The organism is Nocardia tenerifensis NBRC 101015, from assembly GCF_000308715.1.
GTDB classification, from domain to species: Bacteria; Actinomycetota; Actinomycetes; order Mycobacteriales; family Mycobacteriaceae; genus Nocardia; species Nocardia tenerifensis.
The window spans coordinates 1-6,871 of the sequence record NZ_BAGH01000528.1 but is presented as its reverse complement, the minus strand read 5'-3'; the positions used below and the strand labels follow the sequence as shown (position 1 = coordinate 6,871).

10 protein-coding genes are annotated in these 6,871 nt (G+C 69.2%); 6 read left to right on the top strand and 4 right to left on the bottom strand.

Annotation, left to right across the window (positions count from 1 at the left end; genetic code table 11):
• On the top strand, nt 1-1,467 hold a 1,467-nt coding region (locus ON39_RS35240; RefSeq protein ID WP_040740659.1), incomplete at its 5' end, for a flavin monoamine oxidase family protein.
• Nucleotides 1,468-1,561: 94 nt separating this feature from the next.
• On the opposite strand, the gene ON39_RS35235 is transcribed toward ON39_RS35240, so the two are convergent.
• Together ON39_RS35235 and ON39_RS35230 are read right to left on the bottom strand one after the other, a co-directional pair.
• Complete coding sequence (locus ON39_RS35235; protein ID WP_246003048.1) at nt 1,562-1,801, bottom strand: hypothetical protein; 240 nt, start codon at nt 1,799-1,801, stop codon at nt 1,562-1,564.
• Nucleotides 1,802-1,894: 93 nt separating this feature from the next.
• Entirely contained in the window at nt 1,895-2,458 is a 564-nt protein-coding gene (locus ON39_RS35230) for a GNAT family N-acetyltransferase (RefSeq protein WP_040740656.1), read from the bottom strand.
• Between the two features lie 165 nt (nt 2,459-2,623).
• Here ON39_RS35230 and ON39_RS35225 point away from each other — a divergent pair, with 165 nt between their 5' ends.
• Nucleotides 2,624-3,094, top strand: coding sequence for a DoxX family protein (locus tag ON39_RS35225; protein WP_051187499.1), 471 nt, complete (start codon nt 2,624-2,626; stop codon nt 3,092-3,094).
• 3 nt (nt 3,095-3,097) lie between these two features.
• Here the strand turns inward: ON39_RS35225 and ON39_RS35220 are convergent, their stop codons facing one another.
• Nucleotides 3,098-4,159 (bottom strand): threonine aldolase family protein, encoded by a 1,062-nt coding sequence (locus ON39_RS35220; RefSeq protein WP_040740655.1) that lies wholly within the window; start codon nt 4,157-4,159, stop codon nt 3,098-3,100.
• Nucleotides 4,160-4,292: 133 nt separating this feature from the next.
• On the opposite strand from ON39_RS35220, the gene ON39_RS35215 reads away from it, so the two are divergent.
• Nucleotides 4,293-4,628, top strand: coding sequence for a histone-like nucleoid-structuring protein Lsr2 (locus ON39_RS35215; RefSeq protein ID WP_040740654.1), 336 nt, complete (start codon nt 4,293-4,295; stop codon nt 4,626-4,628).
• 6 nt (nt 4,629-4,634) lie between these two features.
• On the opposite strand, the gene ON39_RS35210 is transcribed toward ON39_RS35215, so the two are convergent.
• Entirely contained in the window at nt 4,635-5,354 is a 720-nt protein-coding gene (locus tag ON39_RS35210; protein WP_211336387.1) for a LuxR C-terminal-related transcriptional regulator, read from the bottom strand.
• A gap of 224 nt (nt 5,355-5,578) precedes the next feature.
• Here ON39_RS35210 and ON39_RS49200 point away from each other — a divergent pair, with 224 nt between their 5' ends.
• The 3 genes from ON39_RS49200 to ON39_RS35200 form a co-directional block, all read left to right on the top strand.
• The gene (locus ON39_RS49200; RefSeq protein ID WP_157195569.1) at nt 5,579-5,719 is read left to right on the top strand and encodes a hypothetical protein; all 141 of its coding nucleotides are present in this window, start codon (nt 5,579-5,581) and stop codon (nt 5,717-5,719) included.
• The gene (locus ON39_RS35205) at nt 5,712-6,551 is read left to right on the top strand and encodes an MbnB/TglH/ChrH family RiPP precursor modification enzyme (RefSeq protein ID WP_040740651.1); all 840 of its coding nucleotides are present in this window, start codon (nt 5,712-5,714) and stop codon (nt 6,549-6,551) included. Before ON39_RS49200 ends, ON39_RS35205 begins: the two co-directional genes overlap by 8 nt.
• On the top strand, nt 6,548-6,871 hold a 324-nt coding region (locus ON39_RS35200; protein ID WP_040740650.1), incomplete at its 3' end, for a hypothetical protein. The genes ON39_RS35205 and ON39_RS35200, both read left to right, overlap by 4 nt.

Here is a 6,871-nt window from a genome sequence, read left to right as displayed (position 1 = left end):
CTGCTCGCCGACGCCGGGCACGAGGTCACGGTGCTGGAGGCCAACGGCAATCGAACGGGCGGACGGGTCAAGACGTTTCGCGGCGTGTTCACCGATCCCGCCCTGCATGCCGAGGCCGGCGCGATGCGGCTGTCCAGCGAGCACCCGATGGTACTCGCGCTCGCGGACAAGCTCGGCGTGTCGCGCAGGCCGTTCTACAACGCCGACGTGCTCCCGGACACGCCGACGCCGCCCACTCCCCCGGTGTTCTACCGCTCCTTCACCGGCGAGGAGTGGTCCAACGGACCGAGGCTGCGCTACGTGCCGCCGCCGACGGCGGGGCGCGGTCTGCTCCGGGTCAACGGCGTGACCCGCACGCGCGGCGAGTACGCGGCGAACCCCGCCGAGGTGCACGCGGGCTTCGGCTGCGATCTGGCGACGACGAGCGGCGAGTGCCTGCATACCGCGCTGCGCCAGGCGGCCGTGCTGGCCGAGCAGCCGATCGAGCGGCAGGTGGCGGTGTGGGCGAAGCTGCTGTCCGACTACGAAAACCATTCTCTGCGTAGCTATCTCATGGAGCGCGGCTGGCCGAGGCAACGGATCGAGGCCGTCGGCACGCTGGAGAATCTGACCGCCCGGCTGCGCCACAGCGTCGTCTTCCCGCTCGTCGACCACACCCTGATCTCGTCCGAGGCCACCTACTGGGAGCTGGCGGGCGGCATGGCGTCGCTCACCGACGCGCTGGCCCAGCGGCTCGGGCCGGCGATTCTGCTGGGCAGGCGCATGACCCGGCTGGAGCAGACGGAGCACGGCGTGCGGGTCTGGACCACCGGGGAGACCGGCGACGAGGATTCCGACGGGCGGCCCGCCGATCCGGTGGAGGCGTTCGACGCCGACTACGCGATCGTCGCCATCCCGCTCACGTCGGCCCGGTTCTGCACGTTCGATCCGCCGCTGTCCTACGACAAGCGGCGGGCCATCATCGAACTCCATCACGACGCCGCGACAAAGGTCTTGCTGGAGTTCAAGACTCGCTTCTGGGAGCGGGGGCCCGCGGGGTTTCGCGGCGGCCGCTGCGTCAGCGACTCACCGAGCCGGACGATGTATTTCCCTTCGCACGTAGCGGATTCCGAGGGCGGGGTGGTGCTGGCGTCCTACACCTTCGCCGACGACGCGATGCGCTGGGACTCGCTCACCGAGGGCGAACGCGTCCACTTCGCGCTGGCCGGAATGCGCGAATTGTTCGGCGCGAGAGTCGACTCCGAGTTCACCGGCGTCGGCGTCACCCAGAGCTGGGTGCGCGCCAGATACGCCCTCGGAGAGGCCGCCATCCCCACCCCCGGCCAACTGCACGACCACCACCTCGCCACCCGCTCGGTCGAGGGCCGGACGCACTTCGCGGGCGACCACACCAGCCTCGACACCGCCTGGATCGAGGGCGCGCTGGAGAGCGGCGTCCGCGCCGCGAGGGAGGTGCATGCGCGGTGATCCGCTACCAGGTGACCGGAAGTCGTTGCACGCCAATGACTCCGATGCCGTCCGCGTGGCACCTCATCCGGGTGCACCACGTGTAGCCAACCGATTACGACGAATCCACGGCGAGGGTGCCGAAACGGCTGACGTTCGCGTGGTTGTGTCCGTCGGCGCTGGTGATCACGACCTCGGAGGGGTTGGTGAGGGCGATACAGCAGTAGTTCTCGCCGTCTTTCTGGATGCTGATCGACAGCAGACGGCGGTTCGCGGACTGCTGCCACTGCTCCATGCGTTCGTACAGCCCCCGCATGGACGGATCCTCGAAGTAGAGCAGGTTGTGCTTGTTCATGTCCGACATGAGACCGGTATCCCTTCCTGTCGCGGGGCAACGCCCTTGCGTCCATGGTAGAGCGATGCGAAAGACGCACCACCGCAACGAATCTCAGCGCCCGGCGGCCCGCCACTCATCCTCGAGCAGCGCGTACACCACCGTGTCGCTCCACTCGTTCTCGAGCCACATGTCGTGCAGATGCACCGCCTCACGCCGCATCCCGAGCCGGTCGAGCACGCGCGCGGAGGCGTGGTTGCGCGCGTCGATCCGGGCCGTGACGCGGTGCAGCGACAGGCCATCGAAGCCGAGCCGGAGCAGCGCGGCGGCCGCCTCGGTCGCGTAGCCGTGCCCCGCGGCCTCGGGCGAGAACACATAACCGATCTCCCCCATCCGGCTCTCGGCGTCGCGCCAGAACAGCACGACGTCGCCGAGCAACCGCCCCGACGCCTTCTCCTCGACGCAGAGGTTGAGCCCCTGCCCCACCTCGGTCAACTCCGTGCGCGCCCACAAGCCCTCGACCCGCTCGGCCACCTCGTCGCGCGACATCGGCGCGTACGGCAGGTAGCGGCACACCTCCGCCCGCGATTTATAGGCGTGCATGGCGTCGATATCGGCGACGGTCGCGGGCCTGAGCAATAGTCGCTCGGTCGCGATCGGGTAATCCGGGTGCAGCACCAGCCGACTATATCGATCGAGACAGACATATCGCGCGGACGACCGAGCGGGGTCGGCCCGCACATCCGATCCCCACTTGCTGAACAATTCGTCGCTGCGGATCGTAGTGACAGATACGGATGGCGCCTTCGATCATCCGACTCCCCGGATTCGAGGTTGTGTGTCATGCATCTGTTGTCTTCCGAAGTGAAAACCGGTCCCGCGCCCGGCCCCGGCGCGGTCGTGCTCGGCCTGTTCCGCATTCTCGTCGGCCTCTCCTTCACCATCCACGGGCTCTCCGGCCTGTTCGCCTGGCCGGTCGCCCCGCACGGCGGTCACGTCGCGGCCGTCGGCAGCTGGCCGAGCTGGTGGGCCTCGGTGATCCAGCTCGTCGCGGGCGGCCTCGTCACCCTCGGCCTCGGCACCAGGATCGCCGCGCTGCTCTGCTCGGGGTCGATGGCCTACGCGTTCCTGTTCGTGCACCTGAAGTCCGACGGCATCCTGCCGATCCAGAACGGCGGCGAGGCCGCCGCGATGTTCTGCTGGTCGTTCTTCCTCATCGCCATTCTGGGCCCCGGCGCGTTCGCGATGGACGCCCTGCTGCCCCGGCGCGCCACGCGCGGCGCCGCCGCCGACCCGGCGCACGCCCGCGGATAACGTTCAGCCCCTGCGCATCTCGTCGGCGATCAGGGCGGCGAAGGCGTCGACATCGTCCTCGGTGGTGTCGAAGGCGCACATCCAGCGGACCTCGCCGGTGCGCTCGTCCCACAGGTAGAAGCGCTGCCGCGCCAGCAGCCGCTCGGTCACCGGCCGGGGCAGGATCGCGAAGACCGCGTTGGCCTGCACCGGACGCACGAGCCGCACGCCGTCGATGCCGCCGACCGCCGCCGCGAGCCGCGCGGCCATGGCGTTGGCGTGCCGGGCGCCGCGCAGCCACAGGTCCCCGCCGAGCAGCGCCTCGAACTGCACCGAGACGAACCGCATCTTCGAGGCCAGCTGCATCGACATCTTGCGCAGATACACCAGGTCACGCACCGCGTCCGGATTCAGCACCACGACGCACTCGCCGAGCAGCAGACCGTGCTTGGTGCCGCCGAACGACAACACGTCCACCCCGGCGTCGGTGGTGATCTCGCGCAGCCCCACGCCGAGCGAGGCGGCGGCATTGGCCAGCCGGGACCCGTCGACGTGGACCAGCATGCCGCGCGCGTGCGCGTGCTCGCAGATCGCGCGGATCTCGTCGGCGGTGTACACGGTGCCGAGCTCGGTGCTCTGCGCGATCGACACGGCCGATGGCTGGGCCCGGTGCTGGTCGCCCCAGCCGTAGGCCTGACGATCGACCAGCTCGGGGGTCAGTTTGCCGTCGGGCGTGGCCACGGTATGAATCTTGATCCCGGCGAGTTTCTCCGGCGCACCGCATTCGTCCACGGTGATGTGCGCGGACTCCGCCGCGATCACCGCGCCCCAGCGCGGCAGGAGCGCCTGCAGCGCCACCACATTCGCGCCGGTGCCGTTGAAGACGGGATAGGCGGCGGCCCGGTCGCCGAAGTGCCTCGCGAAAACGTCGTGCAGATGAGCGGTGTACTCGTCCCAGCCGTAGGCCATCTGGTGGCCGCCGTTGGCCAGCGCCAGCGCGGCGAGCACCTCGGGGTGCACCCCGGCGTTGTTGTCGCTGGCGAATCCGCGCACCGCGGGGTCGTGCCTGCGGACGGCGTCGGTCATCGGCGTGTGAGCCACGGATAGGTCCCCATCCCGTTCGGTTGTTCGGACTCCGATACCGCGAATTACTCGCGCTGTTCGGTAGGTCTACGATTGTCGCTTCTACACATTCGAGCATCTACGAAGGGGAAACTCCATGGCACGCAAGGTCGTTGTGACACTGGTCGACGACTATGACGGCAAGTCCCAAGCCGAAGAAACAGTGCACTTCTCCTTGGACGGCGTGGCCTACGAGATGGATCTGTCGGCACTGAACGCCAAGCAACTCCGCGGCATTTTCGCGGAGTGGACCGCGACCGCCCGCAAGGTCGGACGCGCGTCGCGCGGCACGGGCAACCGCTCGCAGGCCGCGCCGGGGCGGGAGCAGACCGGCGTCATCCGGGAATGGGCGCGCCAGAAGGGCATTGACGTATCGAGCCGCGGGCGCATCTCCGCCGAGGTGGTGGACGCCTACAAGAAGGCGAGCATGTAAATCGGGTCATATCGGCCGGTCCACACCTACCCCCGCGTCGCGCGCGCGGACGATCGCATTGGCGCGGTCGGCGACACCGAGTTTGACGAAAACGCGCGACAGGTGGTTACTGATCGTTTTCCGTGCGAGGCCGAGTTCGCTCGCGATCGACGCATTCGGCAGCCCTGCGGCGACCAGGGTGAGCACCTCGAATTCCCTGGCGGTCAATTCCGGAAACGGGTGGGCGCGCCGGGTGGAGCCGGCCAGCATGGCGGCGAGCCTGCCCGCGATATCGGGGCTGAGCACCACCCACCCGGCCGCCGCCGCGCTGAGCGCGCGCAGCAGATCGTCGCAGTCCGCGGCGCGGCGCAGGCAGCCGCGGGCGCCGGCGCGCAGCGCGGCGAACACCGACTCGTCGTCCTCGGCGTCGCTGAACACCAGCACCGCCACGCTCGGCGCGCAACGCGCCAATTCGGCAAGCACACATTCGGTTTCGGCGGCGTGCCATCGGCCCAGGACCAGCACGTCGGGCCGGTTCAGCACCGCCTCGCGCACCGCGCCCCCGACGCCGGTCTCCGCGACGACGCGGACCCAGTCGACGCAGGTGAGCAGCGTGCGCAAGCCGGCGCGGACCACCGCGTGATCGTCGGCCAGCACCACGGTCACCGGGTGCCCCCCGGCCGAGGCTGAGCCCATGCCCTCGATGACCGAGAGCTCCGGAGTTCGCCGCCTGTGCATAGCGGTCATCGAGCCCCCTTCGGTGTCGAGAGCGCCGGATCGCGACCGGCTGTTCGGCCGAGAGTCCGCTGAACTAGCACGAATCGGAAGTTTCCGGACCGCTCACCGAACCTCGACGCGCTCGTCCCGGTCGTCCGGGAAAAGTTCCCGGACGACCGAGGGCCGTGCTCCCTGTCCGATATCCGGCGACCGGCCCATGCTTGCTGCTGGAAACCTGACGAAAGGTGGGAACAATGTCGGTCGCAGTAGAGCTGATGGACCCGTATCTGTTCGAGCGCGTGGAGCTCGCCGAGGACGAGGGCGCCACCGAAGATCGCATCATGGGCGTGCTGCCCTGTTGCATGTGCGGCGGCTGCTGCAGGTGCTATGCGTGAGTTCGACCTCGGCCGCCTGCCCGCGCTCGGCGTAGGTCTCGGATATCGCAGGGAGATCGACGCCGCGATCATGGCGAATCACGAGCGGATCGACTGCCTCGAGATCATCACCGAGAACTTCCTCGACACGCCGGTGGGCGGCCCCCTCGAACAGCTGCGTGACCAATTCGCCCTTGTCCCACACGGAATCGAGCTGTCGATCGGCACCGAGGGCCCGCTCGACGACGGCTACCTCGACGGCCTGGCGCTGCTCGTTGCCCGCGTCGACGCGCCCTGGTGCAGCGACCATCTGTCGTTCACCCGCGCGGGCGGCCTCTCCATCGGTCAGCTGACACCGCTGATGCGCACCCGCGAGCTGGCCGACGACATCGCGGGCAAGGCACGGCGGGTACAGGGGCGCGTCGGGACGCCGTTCCTGCTGGAGAACATCACCTATCACCTGGACTTCCCGGCCGAGTTGTCCGAGGCCGAGTTCATCACCCGGGTGGTCGAGCGGGCCGGCTGCGGGCTGTTGCTCGACCTGACGAACGTCTTCGTGAACGCGACCAATCACGGCTACGACGCGATCGAGTTCGTGAACTCGATTCCGCTGGAACGGGTCGTGCAGATGCACCTGGCCGGCGGCTACTGGTCGGGCGGCACGCTGCTCGACTCGCACTCGGCCCCCGTGCCCGCCGAGGTGTGGGAGCTGCTGGACTACGTCGCGGGCCGGACGCCCGCGCTGCGGTGCGTCATCCTCGAACGCGACCAGGATTTCCCCGACGACTTCGACGAACTCACCGCCGACCTGCGCCGGGCCAGGGCGTGCGTCGGTTCTGTGGTGTGCGGATGAGCGCCGGCGGCTTCCAGCGCGCGCTGGCGCGGCTGCTCACGGCCGGTGACCCCGGGAGCATGCTGGACGAGCGCCCGCACGAACTCGCCGCCCGCTTCGACCTCACCGAGGCCGAGCTCGCGCTGCTGGTCGCCGCCGATCGCACCCAACTCGACATCACCGTGCGCTCAGTGTCCGGCAAGCGGCTGGACATGCTGGCCCGGTGTCTGCCCGCCACCCTCGCCGCGGTGGGGCACGAGCACGGGTTCCTCGATGATTTCCTGCGCCGCCATCCGCCGGTGCACGACGCCGGCCAGCAGCACCACAAGCGCGTATTGGCC

Bases quoted from the DNA above. Each gene is read 5' to 3' on its own strand.
- ON39_RS35210 (WP_211336387.1), bottom strand. From the start codon at position 5,354: ATGACCGCTATGCACAGGCGGCGAACTCCGGAGCTCTCGGTCATCGAG.
- ON39_RS35205 (WP_040740651.1), top strand. From the start codon at position 5,712: ATGCGTGAGTTCGACCTCGGCCGCCTGCCCGCGCTCGGCGTAGGTCTC.
- ON39_RS49200 (WP_157195569.1), top strand. From the start codon at position 5,579: ATGTCGGTCGCAGTAGAGCTGATGGACCCGTATCTGTTCGAGCGCGTG.
- ON39_RS35215 (WP_040740654.1), top strand. From the start codon at position 4,293: ATGGCACGCAAGGTCGTTGTGACACTGGTCGACGACTATGACGGCAAG.
- ON39_RS35235 (WP_246003048.1), bottom strand. From the start codon at position 1,801: ATGAACAAGCACAACCTGCTCTACTTCGAGGATCCGTCCATGCGGGGG.
- ON39_RS35220 (WP_040740655.1), bottom strand. From the start codon at position 4,159: ATGACCGACGCCGTCCGCAGGCACGACCCCGCGGTGCGCGGATTCGCC.
- ON39_RS35225 (WP_051187499.1), top strand. From the start codon at position 2,624: ATGCATCTGTTGTCTTCCGAAGTGAAAACCGGTCCCGCGCCCGGCCCC.